Source organism: Sorangium sp. So ce385 (genome assembly GCF_051474135.1).
Classification (GTDB): domain Bacteria; phylum Myxococcota_A; class Polyangia; order Polyangiales; family Polyangiaceae; genus Sorangium; species Sorangium cellulosum_D.
The window spans coordinates 8,630,134-8,644,988 of record NZ_CP150337.1 but is presented as its reverse complement, the minus strand read 5'-3'; the positions used below and the strand labels follow the sequence as shown (position 1 = coordinate 8,644,988).

Below are 14,855 nucleotides of genomic sequence, written 5' to 3'. Positions count from 1 at the left end.
CGTCCACGCGGCCCTCTGCCGCAGGACAGGCCGGATCAGGGCTTCGGCGGCGGAGGGGCGAGCGGCAGCGGTGCCGCCGGCGACGGCGCAGCCCGAGGCGGCGCTGCCGGCGCGGCGGGCGGCGCTGCCGGCGCGGCCGGCGACGGCGCCGTCGCCCCCGGATCCCCGGGCGCCTGCTGCGGCTTCTTCACCGAGTGCACGATGACGAACTCGACGCGCCGGTTCTTCTGGCGGCCCTTGGCGGTCTTGTTGTCGTCGATCGGCTTGTCCGGCCCGTAGCCCCGCGCCGCGAGCCGCGCCGGGGCGACGCCCTTGCTCGTGAGGTAAGCGACCACCGCCTCGGCGCGACGCTGCGACAGCGCGCGGTTCATGTCCGCCGGCCCGGCGTCGTCCGTGTGGCCAGCGACCTCCACCTTGAAAATTTCCGGGTGGAGGCTCAGCGCCGACACCACGGCGTCGAGCACCGCGAAGCTCTGCGCGCCCTGGATCTTGTCGTTGTTGAGCGCGAACTCGACCCGCTGGAGGATCTTGATGTCCTCCTCGCCGACCTGCACCAGGCTCGCGCCGCGGTCCGGGCAGCCGTCCAGGTCCTCGACGCCGTTCAGGTTCTCCGGCTGCTTCGGGCACCGGTCCTTCTCGTCGGGGATCCCGTCCCCGTCGCTGTCGGGGAGCTCGTCGGGGCAGCCGTCCTCGTCCTTGAAGCCGTTCTTCACCTCGGGCTGGTCGATGCACTCGTCCTGCTGGTCGAGCACGCCGTCGCGGTCGTTGTCCGGGTCGGGGCAGCCGTCCTCGTCCTCGAACCCGTCGGTGTCCTCGGGCGCGTCGACGCACTTGTCCACCGGGTCCGCCACGCCGTCTTCGTCCTTGTCGGGGCAGCCGTAATGCTCGGGCAGGAGCACCCGGCCCGCCTGATCCGGGCACTTGTCCTGCGCGTCGGGGACCCGATCCTTGTCGCGATCCGCCACCTCGTCGGGGCAGCCGTCCTTGTCGTCGAGCCCGTTGATGACCTCCGCCTTCGCCGGGCAGCGGTCGCTCTCGTCCGGGATGCCATCCCCGTCGCCGTCGTCCTCGGGGCAGCCGTCCGCGTCGGCGATGCCGTCCCGGTCCTCGGGCAGCGCGGGGCACTGGTCCGCCGCGTCGCCGACCCCGTCGGCGTCCCCGTCGCCCGGCTCGTGCACGAAGAGGATCCCCGCGATGCCGCGCGCCACGGGCACGCCGATGCCCTCGACCACGCCCGCGCCGCCGCCGACCGTGAACACGAGGCCGAGGTCGCGCGGGGCGATCTGGAGCGCGCCGTCCACCTCGAGCGAGTTCGTCCCGCCCTGCGCGCTGAACTGCGTCGCGCCGTACCCCTCGGCGAGCACGCGGAGCACCGGGGTGATCTGGTAGCCGAGCCCCCCGCCGTACCGGAACTCGACCGGGCCGACCTCGGTCGAGGCGATCCGCGCCGCCTCGGGGAGCAGCTTGCCGCGCAGGTTGAGCCCGAACGACAGCGGCCCCGCGCTGCCGTCCACGATGAGGCGCAGCCCCGCGGTCACCGGCGACGAGCTGCCGAGGTAGCTCCCCTCGCTGGTCGCGTGCCCGAGCGGGAAGCTCACGTCGGCCGCGGCGCCCAGCACCAGCGGATCGCGCGGCCCGCCGAGGAACCGCACCTTGGCCTCGAGCGTCGGGTCGCCCGCGCCGAACGCCTTCAGCCCCTCCGCGGCCGCCGCGCCGGTGGCGGCGTCGACCCCCTGGCCGCTCACGTAGGCGACCGGGAAGCGCAGGCCGGCCTGGAGCCACGACGTCGGCGTGATCGAGGCCAGCAGGTTCCAGGTCAGCATGTCCGAGATGACCGGCAGCTCCCGGTGGTCCCGGGCGTCCGGGGAGGAGCAGTCGGTCGTCGAGACGCAGCTCTCCAGGACGAACGGCTCCCGCGCGTAGTCGAACATCAGGCCGGCCGTGATCCCGAGCGACGCCTCCATCCGGGCGCCCTCGACGCTCAGGTAGTTCCTCGAGCCCGGCGCCGGCTCGAACCGCTGCACCGAGAACTCCCCCTCGCGGACCGCCTCCTGCGCGCGCGCCGCGCCCGAGGCGAGCCCCACCCCAGCGCCCACGATCGACAGCAGACACAGCGCTCGCAGCGTTCTCATCGATCCCCTTTCACACATCTTCCCGGTCGGTGAGCCTCCGGCAGCGCACGGCCGTTCCAGGATGGACGTTCGCTGGGACGGAGGCGCTCCGCGCGGACGGTGAGGCGAGTACGGCAGCCGGCGCGCGCGGCGGCATCCAACGCAACGCGGTGGATCTTCCCGGATCATGCGCAGAATTCCAAGAGGGCTTCAAAGAAGCCGCTGCATGCGGTCGGGGACGGCGGGACGGGCGCGGTCGGGGGCGCGCGGTCGGGGGCGCGCGGTCGGGGGCGGCGGGACGGCGCCGGGCGCGCGCGCAGCGGGGCGCCGGCTCGGGGGCGCCCGGGGGCGTTCCGGGGGGCGGGTTCCCGAGGTCGGGGCCGAGCGGCGCCTTGACCACACAAGCCGGGCATGAGACATCGGCGCCCGGCCTCCGGGCCACCGAGAGCTCGGAACATCAACCTCATCCTGCGCGCGGGGCCAAACGCGCGAACGAAACCAAGCAGATGCCCATCTCGTCGCGGTCTCCGGGAACGTCGTGCAGCCCTGGCACCCCTCGCCGTCGCCTCCGGTCGGGCCTCGCGCTCGCGCTCGTGCTGGGCGCGTCCTCCGCGTCCGCCCAGCCGGCGCGCCGGCCGGCCCAGCCGCCGGCGGCTCCAGCGCAGCCGCCCGCCGGGCAGGCCGGCGCTCCTGCTCCGCAGCCCGGCGCCGCACCCGCCCAGCCCGGCGCGGCCACCGCGGCCCCGGCGCAGCCCGGGGCGGCGCAGCCTGGGGCGGCGCAGCCCGGGGCGGCCACCGCGCTGCCGGCGCAGCCCGGCGCGGCGCAGCCCGGCGCGGCGCAGCCCGGGGCGACCCCGGTGCAACCCGGCGCGGCGCCGGTCGGCGGCAGCGACGTGGAGGCGCTCGAGCCCCCGGCGCCGGCGCGCGAGCCGCTCATGCCGCCGGCCGACACGGCCGCGCCGGCCGCGCCCCAGCCGGCCAGGCCGGCCGCGTCGGAGGGGCCCTCGGCGGCCGCCGAGGGGACGGAGCGGAAGGCGACCCAGGGGGAGATCGGCGCCCGCCCCAGCGAGGTGTACGCCGAGGACTGGTGGTCCCACGCGCGGCCGACGTTCGAGTTCCACGGCTACTACCGGCTCCGGTGGGAGCTCTTCAACAGCTTCGCCCTCGGCCGCGTCGACCCGCGCAACGCGGCGCTCTGGCCGCAGCCGGCCGACAACTCCTACGACTCGGCCCACGCGGTCAACCTCTGCGACCCGAGCGAGAGCACGAGCGGCGGCTCGCGCGATTTCCACTGGTGCAAGAGCGACACCCAGGCCGGCGCGAACATGCGCTTCCGGCTCAACCCCGAGCTGCACATCAGCGACAACCTGCGGATCCTCTCGCAGGTCGATCTCCTCGACAACGTCGTGCTCGGCTCGACCCCGGAGGGCTACACGAACCGGCCGAGCGCCCGCGGCGGCTACGAGGTCGCCCGCCGGGGCGGGTACTCGCCGCTCGGGGTCTTCTCCAGCACCCAGTGGGCGCCGAGCGCCGGCGTCAACGCGCCGAAGGACTCGATCTCCGTCAAGCGGATCTGGGGCGAGTACATGACCCCCGTAGGCCTCCTGCGCTTCGGCCGGATGCCGAACCACTGGGGCCTCGGCATGGTGGCGAACAGCGGCGATGGGCACGACTCCGACTACCAGTCGACCGTCGATCGGCTGATGTTCGTCACGGGGATCAAGAAATACGACATCTACTTCGCCGGCGCGTGGGACTGGGCCAACGAGGGCGCGACGAGCGCCTCCCTCCAGGAGCTCGAGGGCCAGCCCTACGACCTCGCCCAGTCCGATGACGTCGATCAGTACGTGTTCGTCGCCGTCCGGCGCAAGAACCCGGAGCTCCAGAAGCTCGAGCTCGCCCGCGGCAACGCGGTCATGAACGGCGGCGTCTACTTCGCTTACCGGAAGCAGACCCTGGCGAACGACGAGACCGTCGATACCGGGAACCCCGACCTGTCCGCCTCGCTCGGTCAGACGGCGGACAACGTCGCGAGCGGGTACGTGCACCGGGGAGCGGAGATGGTCATCCCCGACGTGTGGTTCCAGCTCCTCTACAAGAAGTTCCGCTTCGAGCTCGAGGCGGCGATGATCTACGGATCCCTCGACCTGCGCGGGCAGAACGAGGCCGATTACGCGAACTACCTCTCGTCGGAGGACACGGGCTGGGGCGTCCGGCAGTTCGGGATCGCGACCCAGGCCGAGCTCACCGAGATGGAAGGCCGCCTGCGGATCCATTTCGGCTTCGGCTACGCGACCGGCGACGACGACGTGCCCTCCCTGAAGCCCGCCGGCGACGGGTTCATGGACCCCCAGAACTCGACCGATCGCACCTACTCGACCTTCCGTTTCCACCCGGATTACCGCGTCGACCAGATCCTGTTCAGGAACATCCTGTCTCGGGTCCAGGGGGCCTATTACTTCCGCCCCGGCGTGGACTGGGACTTCGCTCGTGACAAGAACGGCCAGCGCGCCGGCCTCGGCGCCGCGGTCATCTGGAGCCGCGCCTCGGAGTTCGTGCAGGCGCCCGGGAACGCCAGGGATCTCGGCATCGAGCTGAACGGGCAGCTGTACTTCCAGTCGAAGGACGGGACGCTCAACGACGATCCCGACAAAATGGGCGGCTTCTACACGGCGGTGCAGTACGGCGTGCTGTTCCCGCTCGGTGGGCTCGGCCAGCTCGCGGGGGAGAAGGCCATCCAGCCGATCGACCTCGAGACCGCACAGACGGTGCGCTGGTATCTCGGTATCCTCTTCTGAGCTGGTCAGCCGATTTCTGAGCTGGTCAGCCGATCCAGGCTCAACCGTAGCAGTGTGTCTGGAAATAAGCGCTCCGGGCGGTAAACCGGGGCGCTCCGGAGCGTGACGACGACGTCAACCGGGCTCGTCACGCGTCCTGCATGAGGCATCGCGGGCCAAAGGGGCCTTGATCTCGCGACCGTCCTGGCCAAGGATAAGACCGTCTGGACGCCAGGCGCGTCGCGAGATTTCCGTGGTTTACCGAGGAGAGCGAGGGGCGAGAGCCGCCGATCTCCGGAGGGACGTGATGGTTCGTCGTCTCTTCATTGCGATGTTCTTGGCGACTTCGATGGTTTTCGGCTCGACGTCCCTGTCGAGCGCGCAGGACGCCGACACCTCCGCTTTCCGCGACATCGCCGTCGGCAAGGACTACCGGCTGAGGGTCGCGGCGGCGCTGGCGCTCGGCCGCTCGAAGAGCCCGGGCGCGCGGCCCGCCCTCGAGAAGGCGCTGAAGGATCCGCACCCGGCGGTGCGCGCCTCGGCCGCGGCCGCGCTCGGCGCGCTCGGCAACCCCGCGGCGGTCCCGGCGCTCAAGGCGGCGCTCACCGTCGAGTCCACCCCCAGCCAGAAGCGCCCGATCCAGGCCGCCATCGAGCGGCTCTCCAAGGCGTCCGCGAAGGCGCGGTTCCTGGTCAGCCTGGGCAAGTTCGAGAACCGCTCGGGCGTGAAGGACGCGATGCTCGGGTCGCTCCTCAAGCAGCAGACGCGCAACCGGGTGATGCAGTTCGCCGACATCGAGATCGTGGCCGACGGCACGGACGTGGCGGCGGAGGGCAAGAGCCGCAAGCTGCCGGCGTTCACGCTGGACGGCTCGGTCACGCACCTGAGCAAGCGCCACGGGGCCGACGGCATCGGGTATTCGGCCAAGGTCGAGTTCGTGATCCGCGAGATGCCGAGCCAGACGCTGAAGGGCTCGATGACCGGCTCGGCCCAGGCGGTCGCCGAGGCGCGGCGCGCCCGCGGCCGGCAGGAGCTCGCCCAGCTGCAGACCGACGCCGTCGCGGGCGCGATCGAGAGCGCGCTGCAGCGGGCGCCCCTCGCCCTCGAGGCCGCCTCGGGCAGCAGCGTCGTCCCCGCCGGCCGCTGACCCGGCGGCGCCGCGGTCCTCGACGGGCGCGCCGCGGCGCTCGACCAGCGCCGCGGCGCTCGACCGGCCGGCGCCCGCGCCCGGCGCGGGTCGACCCGGGCCTCCCCAGTCCGCGCGCGGGCGCCGCGGCGGCGGCCGGGCTCGCCCCCTCGAGCGGGCGGATGCCGCTCTCCGGTCGTGCTAGACCGCGCCTCCTCCTATGCCCATCGCAACGCCTGCCAGCTCCGATCTGATCCGACGCACGTTCCTCGAGTTCTTCGCCCAGCGCGGGCACGAGGTCGTCCCGAGCGCGCCGCTCCTGCCGCAGAACGATCCGACGCTGATGTTCGTGAACGCGGGTATGGTGCCGTTCAAGGACGTCTTCACAGGCAAGGACAAGCGCCCCTACCAGCGCGCCGCCTCGAGCCAGAAGTGCATCCGGATCAGCGGCAAGCACAACGACCTTGAGAACGTCGGCGTGACCGCGCGCCATCAGACGTTCTTCGAGATGCTCGGCAACTTCAGCTTTGGCGACTACTTCAAGGAAGATGCGATCGCCTTCGCGTGGGAGCTCCTGACCAAGGTTTACGACGTCTCCCCGTCGCGGCTCGTGGTCACCATCTACAACGGCGAGGGGGGCTTCCCGGCCGACGACGAGGCCGCGGCGATCTGGCGCAAGGTCACCGGCTTCGGCGACGACCGGATCCTGCGGCTGGGCCTCGCCGACAACTTCTGGACGATGGGCGACGTCGGCCCGTGCGGCCCCTGCTCGGAGATCCACTTCTTCCACGGGAACGAGCCCGACGTCTCGCGCTTCGGCGAGGAGCCGCGCATCGACGGCACGGGCTGGACCGAGATCTGGAACAACGTGTTCATGCAGTACGAGCGCGCCGAGAAGGACGGCCCGCTCGTGCCGCTGCCGGCGCCGAGCATCGACACCGGCATGGGCCTGGAGCGCATCGCGAGCGTGCTCCAGGGCGTGACGGCGAACTACGACACCGACCTGCTCCGGGGGCTCGTCGACAAGGCCGCGGAGCTCAGCGGCAAGCCGTACACGGGCGGGAGCGCCGATGACGACGTGTCGATGCGGGTCATCGCCGATCACGCGCGGACGACCGCGTTCCTGATCGCCGAGGGCGTGATGCCCGATCGGCAGCTGCGCGAGTACGTGCTCCGCCGGGTGATGCGCCGGGCGATCCGCCACGGGCACCGGCTCGGGATCGACCGGCCGTTCCTGCACGAGGTCGCGCTCGAGGTGGTCCGCCGGATGGGCGAGACGTACCCGGAGCTGCGCGACCGGCGCGAGCTCATCGCCCGCGTCACCGAGGACGAGGAGGTCCGCTTCCGCTCCACGCTGAAGCGCGGGATGAAGATCCTGGACGAGCGCTTCGACGAGATGCGCTCGTCGGGCGAGAGGACGCTCCCGGCCGCCGCGGCCGCCGATCTCTACACCACCTACGGATTCCCGCTGGATCTGACGCAGGTCATCTGCGCCGAGTCGAACTTCGACGTCGACGTCCAGGGGGCCAAGGCGGTCATCCAGGGCGCCGCCGAGGCGGACGGCCCGATCGATCCGACCGCCGCCGTGGACGCCGCGCACCGCGAGGCGCGCGCGAAGCTCGCGCAGCCGGTCGTCTTCACGGGCTACGAGCGCGAGGAGGGCGACAGCGAGATCGCCGCGATCATCCGGGTGGAGGTGCAGGGCGAGGGCGACCGGGCGCGCAAGGTGCGGACGCTGGTGGAGCGCGCGGAGGCGGGGGAAGCGGTCGAGATCGTCGTCCGCGAGACGCCGTTCTACGCCGAGTCGGGCGGCCAGGTCGGCGACAGCGGCGAGGTGACGGCCGACGGGGCGCGCGTGGAGGTGAAGGACGCGCAGAAGCCGGTCGCGGGGCTCGTCGTGCACGAGGGCGTGGTCCGCGAGGGGGCGATCGCGGTGGGCCAGCGCGTCCACCTCGAGGTGGACCACGCGGCGCGGTCGGCGACGCGCCGCAACCACTCGGCCACGCACGTGCTGCACTGGGCGCTGCGCAAGGTGCTCGGGGAGCACGCGCAGCAGAAGGGCTCGCGGGTCGGCCCGGACATCCTCCGCTTCGACTTCACGCACAACCGGCCCCTCACCCGCGAGGAGATCGCGCGGATCGAGGACCTCGTGAACGAGAAGGTCCTCACGAACGCGAAGGTGACGACCGAGATCCTGCCGATGGACGAGGCGCGGCGGCGGGGCGCGATGGCGATCTTCGAGGAGAAATACGGCGACACCGTGCGCATGCTCACGATGACGCCCGAGGTGGTGGAGCTCTGCGGCGGCACGCACGCGCGCGCGCTCGGCGACATCGGGCTGTTCAAGATCACGAGCGAGGGCGGCGTGGCCGCGGGGGTGCGCCGGATCCTCGCGTCGACGGGGCTGAACGCGCTCGCGTACGCGCGGGGCGTCGAGGCCGAGCTCGCGCGGGCGCGGCAGGTCGCGAAGGCGCAGGGCGGCGATCTGGCCGAGAAGATCGGGAAGATCGTGGCGCACGAGCGGGAGCTCGAGAAGAAGGTCGCGGACCTCGAGCGGCGGATCCTCGAGGGCGGCGCCGGCCCTGCGCAGGGCGGCGGCGGCGGCGGCATCGACGCGATGCTGGAGGACGCGCGGGAGATCGGCGGGATCAAGGTGCTCGCGCGCCGGGTGCCGGACGGCACCAACCCGGGCGCGCTGCGCGACCTGGCGGAGAAGCTGCGCGACAAGCTCGGCGATCGCGCGGCGGTGCTGCTCGGCGCGGCGGTGGGCGACAAGGCGCAGCTCGCCGTGATGCTCTCCAAGTCGGCGACCGAGCGGCTCAAGGCCGGGGAGCTGATCAAGCCGATCGCCCGCATCGTGGGCGGCTCCGGCGGCGGCCGCCCCGACATGGCGCAGGCCGGCGGGACCGACGTCGCGCAGCTCGACGCGGCGATCGCGGCGACCTACGTCGAGGTCGAGCGGGCGCTCGCCTCGTAGCGCGCGGCGCCGCGCGAGGAGCCCCCGCCGGCGCCCTCGCCGGGCCCGCGAGGGGAGGGCGGCGCGCCCGGGGGAGGGGGCGCGCCGCAGCGATCAGGAGTCACGCCATTTGGTGCGGGCGAGCGGGAGCAGCGTCGAGGCTTTCCCGCGCTTGCCGTGGCGCGTCGGCAGGCGCACGGGCTCGCCCGGCGGGGCCGCCCGCGGCCGCGCGCCGCGGGCGTGCGCGCCGATGGTCGCGCGCACGATCGGCGGCAGGAACACGGACTCCAGGTCCACGCGCGCGAGCGCGGCCGCGACCGTGGCGATGCGATCGGGCAGCGACGCATTGGCGTCGACCAGGATGACCCGGCGGCCGAGCACGGTGCAGAGCCCGCCCCGCGGATTGCGCGCGTCCGACAGGTGCGGATCGAACGCTTCCATCCGGACGGCGATGCCGACCCGGTTGGCCGCCAGGGTGAGCTCATCGAGAAGCCGCGAAAGCTCCACCCACGCAGCGTAACCCCCTTATCCGGGAGATGGCAAAGCGCAAAAGCGATGTTGTCGCCGCTCTGTCTGGCCGCGCCGCCAGCGGCGCGGTGTCGTGGCCGCGCCGCCAGCGGCGCGGTGTCGTGGCCGCGCCGCCAGCGGCGCGGTGTCGTGGCCGCGCCGCCAGCGGCGCGGCGCGGTGTCGTGGCCGCGCCGCGCCGCGGCGCGCCCCGGCGAGGCGCGGCGGCGGCGCCCTGGCCGGGAGGGCTCTCCCGCTCTCGGCGCGCCTCATTCCCGTCCTCGGCGCGCTCCTGCTCTCGCGCTGGCCGGCGTGGCGCGCCACGTCCAATCGCGTTCTCCATCATCGCAGTTCGCGCCGCGGCCGCGCGGGACCGCCGCGCCCCGCGACAAGCGCTAAGCGCATCTACCGCTCGCGTATCCCGTGCTCCGGACTGGCCGACAGCCGCTCACGGACGACATCGATGCTCGCGCGCCGCCGCCGCGTCCCGCGCCGCGCTCTCGTCCGCGCCGCACGCCCGCTTTCCCGGCTTTCGCGCGGTAGGCGCGGGCTTCGCGCCGGCCGCGCCCTCGTTCCAGCCCCAGAGGTCGGCCAGCGGCTTATCTTGAGCCAGATCGCGCGGCCCGTTGACCGCGGTGCTCGAGCATGCTACGAGCAGGCCGTTCCGCGCGTCGTGGCCGAGTGGGAGCGAATGTGCGTTTCCCGGCTGCGGTGGGGTATCCCGCGCGCTTCGTCAGCCACTGTGGACGGGGCGGCCGCGATGGGGACGACGAGGGCGCCCGCCGGGCGGCGCGCCCGAAGGGCGAACAAAATGACGTTCACGGATGCAGCCGCCGAGGTGCTTCGCCTCATCGGTAGACCGCTTCACTATAAAGAGATCACCGATATCGCGATCGAGAAGAACCTCCTTAGCCATGTTGGCAAGAGCCCAGAGGTCACGATGGGCGCCCGCCTGGCGGCGACGCTGAAGAAGGACACGGCGGACAACCCCCTGGTGCGGGTGAAGCCGGGCGTCTTCGCGCTGCGCGAGTGGGACGAGAAGACGATCAAGTCCGGGCTCGACGGGAAGAAGGGGAAGCGCGGCGGGAAGCCCGAGGCGGCCAAGGCGCGCAAGGACGAGGAGCAGCCGACCCTGTTCGAGACGGCCGCGGACGACGAGGCGGTGGAAGAGAGCGATTCGGGGGTCCTCGCGGCCGAGCCCGAGGTGGAGACCGAGGCGGCCGACGTCGAGACCGAGGCCGCGGGCGAGGCGGCGCAGGCCGCGCCCGCGCTCGACGACGAGGAGGACGACGACGAGGAGCTCGTCGCCGCGCCCGCCGCGGCCGCGCTGAACGGGGTGGAGATCCCGGCCGTGCGCGAGCCCGTGCCGCCGCCGGCGCCCTCGTCCCCGCGGGCCGCCGGCGCGTACCTCGACGAGGAGGAGGGCGATCTGGAGGACGCCGAGCCGCCGGGCCCGGACGAGGCGATGCGGGCGGAGGCCGTCGCCGGCGCCGCGGAGCTCTTCGACGAGGAGGACGACGACGATCAGCCGATCCTCGGCGGTGAGGACCGCGCCACCCCCGGCTCGTCGGGCGAGCAGGGCGAGGGCCGCCGCCGCCGCCGCCGCCGCCGGCGCGGCCGCGGGACCGCGGAGGCCACCGCGAGCTCCGGCGGGCTGCCTTCGTATGTCGCGACGCCGGTGTTCGAGGCGCGCCGCGAGAACGGCCGCGAGCCGCCGCGCTCCGACCGGAGCGAGCGCTCCGACCGGAGCGAGCGCTTCGACCGCGTCGAGCGCGTCGAGCGCGTCGATCGCGTCGAGCGCGTCGAGCGCCCCGAGGGCTTCGGCGCCGAGCCGGTCTACCGCGGCCCGCAGGTGATCGAGCTCACGGGCGGTGAGGGGCACGCGCTCGACGACCTGGCCGGCCGCGATCTGGCCGATGCCGTCGCGGGCATCCTCTCGACCTTCGATCGGAACGCGGGCGCGGTGTCGCTCCGGCAGATCGCGGAGACGGCGCAGCGCCGCGGCCGGCTCGCCGGGGACGTGCAGCTCGTGCAGTCCCAGGTCGCGGCCGCCGTGCGCGCCGACAACGCGCGCCGCACCGCCGCGGGGCAGCGGCCCCGCTTCCGCTTCGCCGGCGGCCGGATCGCGCTGACCGACTGGCTGCTCCCGGGCGACCTGGCGCGGCTGGAGCAGGAGGCGCTCGCCGCCGTGGAGCGCTACCGCGACGCCGCGCGGCGCGCCTTCGCGCGCAAGCTCTCGGAGCTCCCGGGCCACGCCTTCGTCGAGATCTGTGTCCTCGCCCTCGAGCGCATCGGCCTCGGCCAGCTGCGCGCGGTGCGCCGCGCCGGGGCGCCGGGCGGCGAGAGCCACTTCTCCGGGGCGCTCCGCACGGCGGGCGACGAGATCAAGCTGGCGCTGGTCATCCGGCGGGACGGCCGCGAGGTCGGCCGCGAGCGGGTCACCGAGCTGCGCGGCTCGCTCCACCACTACGGCCCCGCGACCGCCGGCTGGATCCTGACCGCCGGTCAGATGCTCTCCGGCGCGCGCGAGGAGGCCGCGATCCCGGGGACCGCGCCCATCTCCCTCTTCGACGGGCTGGCGGTGGCTCGCCTCTGCGAGGACAACGACGTCGCCGTCCTCCGCGCCCGCCTGCCGGTCGCGATCCCCGACGTCGATCTGCTCGAGGCGCTCCGGGCGTCCTGATCTCGGCCGCGCGCGTCCGGCCGGGGCTCGCTCCGGCCGGGCGCGCCGCGCCCCTCTTCGCCTCCCTCGTCGCGCCCCTCTTCGCCTCCCTCGCCGCTTCCGCGGTTGACGGGCTCCGCGATCCTTGTCAGCGTCCGCGCCCATGCGCCATCGCGCGATCGCCTGGGCCGCGACCCTCGCCGTGCTCGTGAGCGGCTGTGCCGCCGTGGATCCGCCGCCATCCCGGTTCCCGACCGCCGACGCGGCGCTCGACCGGATGAAGGACACGTATGCCTGCGTGAACGGCGTCCAGGGCACCGCCAAGATCGACCACTTCTCGCGCCAGGGGAGGATCCGCGGTGACGTGTACATCCTGGCGGTCAATCCCGATCGGGTCCGCTTCGATGTGGTGAGCCCCTTCGGCGCGACGCTCTACACGCTCACGTCGAATGGCACCCTGTTCCAGATGCTCGATGTCGGGGAGAAGCAGCTTTTGCATGGGCCCGCGAGCGCGTGCAACCTGGCGCGGCTCACCCAGGTGCCCATCCCCGGGCACGCGCTCGTCTCGCTCCTCCGCGGCGAGGCGCCGGTGCTCGCGCACGAGCCGCACGGCGCCTCGATCGCCTGGGACGGCGACGGCTTCTACCGTGTGCTGATCCAGAGCACCCGCGACGCGGTGGAGGAGATCCACCTCGAGCCGCGCCCGGACGACTGGCGCCTGCCGTGGAGCCAGCAGCGCTTGCGCGTCCGGCAGGTCCGGGTCGCGCAGCGGGGGATGGACCTCTATCACGCCGAGCTCAGCAATCATGGGGTCGTCCGCACCGCGCCGCCGCGCGTCGACCCGGAGGGGATCGACGATCCGATCCCGCCGAGCGGCGGCGCCTGCGAGGCCGAGATCCCCCGCTCGATCCGCATGCGGGTGCCCAACACGGAGGACGACGTCATCTTTCAATACAAGGAGGCGAAGTGGAATCCGCCCCTCCTCTCTGGGGCGTTCACCCAGCCGATCCCCGGCGGCGTCGTCCGCCGTTATGTCGACTGCCGGGACTGAGTCCGCGCGCTCAGGCGATCCCTGAGGGAGCTTGAGCGCGAACTGCGCAGCTCGCGGGGGCGCCGGCCGCCGATCTGCTGTGCTCGCCGGACGGCATGGACGCCGCTCGCTCGAACGTCTAGATCTGCCCAATCCACCTCGCCTCGGCGGGAGGAGTCGGCGATGGACGTCGAGCCCGGAACGATCGTCGGCGAAAAGTACCGCCTGGAGAAGCCGCTCTCGCGCGGGGGGATGGGCTCCGTGTGGGCGGCGCGGCACGTCCAGCTGGGCGCGCCGGTGGCGATCAAGTTCATGGACCCGGAGCACGCGGCCTCGCCCGAGTTCCGCGCGCGCTTCTACCGCGAGGCGCGCACCGCGGCGAACCTCGAGAGCCCGCACGTGGTGAGCGTGCAGGACTACGGGATCCAGGGGAGCGTCCCGTACCTCGTCATGGAGCTGCTCCGGGGCGAGGACCTCAGCCGCCGCCTGAGGCGGGTCCGCCGCATCTCCCTCGCGGACGCGGCGCGCATCGCCGTCCAGACCGGCAAGGCGCTGCGCCGCGCGCACGAGTCCGGGCTCGTCCACCGCGACCTCAAGCCTGGCAATCTGTTCCTCGCGCGCGTCGATGACGACGAGGAGATCGTCAAGGTCCTCGACTTCGGCATCGCCAAGCAGCTCGCGGGCAAGCTCCTCAGCGGCGAGACCACGAAGACCGGCGAGCTCCTGGGCTCGCCGTTCTACATGAGCCCCGAGCAGGCGCGCGGCGACAAGGACCTCGACGCGCGCAGCGATCTCTGGTCGCTCGGGGTCATCCTCTTCCGCGCCGTCACGGGCAAGCTCCCGTTCGAGGGCGACGTGCTCGGCGCGGTCCTGTCGCGGATCCTCGTCGAGCCGATCCCGCTGGCGACGCAGCTCGCGAGCGATCTGCCCGCCGAGCTCGACGGGTTCTTCCTGCGCGCGCTCTCGCGCGAGAGGTCCCTGCGGTTCCAGTCGGCGCAGGAGATGGTGCACGCCTTCGTCGCCGCGGCGGGCGACCTCGGCGTCCCGCTGCCCGCGCCGTCTGCGCCGCAGCCCTCGCCGGCCGCGTCGCGCACGGGCACGCTGCTCGGGCTGTCGCCGGCCGGCGCCGCCGAGCGCTCGGGGCCGGGCGACGGCGGCGCGCTCTCGTGGTCCGACGCGTCCGAGGATCAGGGCGCGGCCCCGCGGAAGGACGCGCTCACGCCGCTGCCCGATCCGTCGCAGCCCGGCACGCTCACGGCCGCCGCGGCCGGGGAGGTCCGCGACGCCCGCAGGCCGCGCGGGAGCGCGACGCGGCGCTGGCTGCTGGCGTGCGGCGCGCTCTTCGTGCTCAGCGGGACGGCCGCGGTCACGGCGCTGCGCCCCGTCGGCCAGGAGGGCGCTGGCCCCGTGATCGCGCCGGTCGAGCCCGCGCTGGTCGAGCCCGCGCCGGCGATCACGGCCCCGCCGCCGGTGGAGGTCGCCCGCGCGTCGACGCCCGTGGCGGATCGCCTGCTCGTCCCCGAGAGCGCGCCGGCCGTTGACCCGGCGCCGCCCTCGCCGGCGCCCTCGGGCACGGCGGAGCCAGCGGCGTCCGCGGCGAGGAAGGACCCGCCGGCGCGCTCGGCGCCGCGCCGGGCCCCGCACCGGGCGCGCGAGATCGTCGATCCCTGGCAGCGACGGTAGCCGCC

The 14,855-nt window shown here is 73.7% G+C and carries 8 protein-coding genes; 6 read left to right on the top strand and 2 right to left on the bottom strand.

Going from position 1 to position 14,855, the window contains the following annotated elements:
• Positions 1-35: 35 nt before the first annotated feature.
• Positions 36-2,132 (bottom strand): OmpA family protein, encoded by a 2,097-nt coding sequence (locus WME83_RS31415; RefSeq protein WP_437313389.1) that lies wholly within the window; start codon positions 2,130-2,132, stop codon positions 36-38.
• 485 nt (positions 2,133-2,617) lie between these two features.
• Between WME83_RS31415 and WME83_RS31410 the strand changes: the two genes are divergently transcribed.
• The 3 genes from WME83_RS31410 to alaS all read left to right on the top strand — a co-directional run bounded on the left by WME83_RS31410 (position 2,618) and on the right by alaS (position 8,991).
• Positions 2,618-4,909 carry a TIGR04551 family protein gene (locus WME83_RS31410; protein WP_437313388.1) on the top strand — a complete coding sequence of 764 codons (2,292 nt, stop codon included), beginning with the start codon at positions 2,618-2,620 and terminating at the stop codon, positions 4,907-4,909.
• A gap of 328 nt (positions 4,910-5,237) precedes the next feature.
• Entirely contained in the window at positions 5,238-6,035 is a 798-nt protein-coding gene (locus WME83_RS31405) for a HEAT repeat domain-containing protein (protein WP_437313387.1), read from the top strand.
• 205 nt (positions 6,036-6,240) lie between these two features.
• A complete protein-coding gene (gene alaS, locus WME83_RS31400; RefSeq protein ID WP_437322071.1) occupies positions 6,241-8,991 on the top strand; it encodes an alanine--tRNA ligase in 2,751 nt (916 codons plus the stop codon).
• Between the two features lie 93 nt (positions 8,992-9,084).
• Here the strand turns inward: alaS and WME83_RS31395 are convergent, their stop codons facing one another.
• On the bottom strand, positions 9,085-9,477 hold the full coding sequence (locus WME83_RS31395; RefSeq protein WP_437313386.1) for a hypothetical protein: 393 nt from the start codon (positions 9,475-9,477) through the stop codon (positions 9,085-9,087).
• Positions 9,478-10,286: 809 nt separating this feature from the next.
• Here WME83_RS31395 and WME83_RS31390 point away from each other — a divergent pair.
• The 3 genes from WME83_RS31390 to WME83_RS31380 all read left to right on the top strand — a co-directional run bounded on the left by WME83_RS31390 (position 10,287) and on the right by WME83_RS31380 (position 14,850).
• Positions 10,287-12,158, top strand: a complete 1,872-nt coding sequence (locus tag WME83_RS31390) for an HTH domain-containing protein (RefSeq protein ID WP_437313385.1) — start codon at positions 10,287-10,289, stop codon at positions 12,156-12,158.
• Between the two features lie 142 nt (positions 12,159-12,300).
• On the top strand, positions 12,301-13,188 hold the full coding sequence (locus WME83_RS31385) for a LolA family protein (RefSeq protein WP_437313384.1): 888 nt from the start codon (positions 12,301-12,303) through the stop codon (positions 13,186-13,188).
• 162 nt (positions 13,189-13,350) lie between these two features.
• Positions 13,351-14,850 carry a serine/threonine-protein kinase gene (locus WME83_RS31380; protein ID WP_437313383.1) on the top strand — a complete coding sequence of 500 codons (1,500 nt, stop codon included), beginning with the start codon at positions 13,351-13,353 and terminating at the stop codon, positions 14,848-14,850.
• Positions 14,851-14,855: the final 5 nt, after the last annotated feature.